Raw genomic sequence first — 859 nt, forward strand, 5'->3', positions numbered from 1 at the left:
GCACGCCAGCAGCAGATGCGCTACAGCCCGGCCGGTCGCCTGCTTGAGCGTTCGACGTCGCAGGCGCAGTGGCAGCACGACTACGACAGCTGCGGGCGGCTGGTGCGCCTGACCCGCACCCCGACGGCGCTGGGCCTTGCGGCGGGTATCACCGCCGACGTGGTGAGCCTGCGCTATGACGCCGACGACAACCCGCTGGCCGAAACCGGCGGGCACGGCGAGGTGCAGTACGCCTGGGACGCGCTGGATAACCTGACGCAGCTGACCCTGCCGCAGGGCGACACCCTGCGCTGGCTGCACTACGGCTCGGGCCACGTCAGCGCGGTGAAGTTTAACCAGAAGACGGTGAGTGAGTTTACCCGCGACCGGATGCACCGCGAGCTGAGCCGCACCCAGGGCGCGCTGACCCAGCACCGCGCCTGGGACGTGATGGGCCGCCGAAGCTGGCAGGCCAGCGACGTCGCCGGAGAGACCGACCCGGCCCCGGAAAGCGCGCGCTACTGGCGCACCTTCCGCTACAGCCTGCGCGGGGAAATCAGCGGCAACGATGACGCCTGGCGCGGCAGCACCCGCTACCAGTACGACACCGCGGGCCGCATGACCAGCGTAATCCCCCACCCGCATACGCGGCCCCAGACCCACCTTCGCTATGACGGGGCGGATAACCTGCTCGACGAGACCCCGGTGAGGCTGAGCAGCAAGGACGATGCCCCGCTGCACCACGTCACCGGCAACCGCCTGCGCCACTGGCAGCGCCTGTTTAACCGCTATGACCCGTGGGGCAACCTTATCAGCCGCCGCTGCGGCTGGCTGGAGCAGCACTACGAATACGATGACGACAACCGCCTGATACGCGCCC

Annotated in this window: 1 pseudogene; it reads left to right on the forward strand. The window is 69.3% G+C overall.

The features are described from left to right. Nucleotides 1-859: pseudogene (locus tag F3J40_RS24565) on the forward strand (type IV secretion protein Rhs); the annotation flags it as partial.

This window comes from Candidatus Pantoea multigeneris (assembly GCF_011752615.1).
GTDB classification, from domain to species: domain Bacteria; phylum Pseudomonadota; class Gammaproteobacteria; order Enterobacterales; family Enterobacteriaceae; genus Pantoea; species Pantoea multigeneris.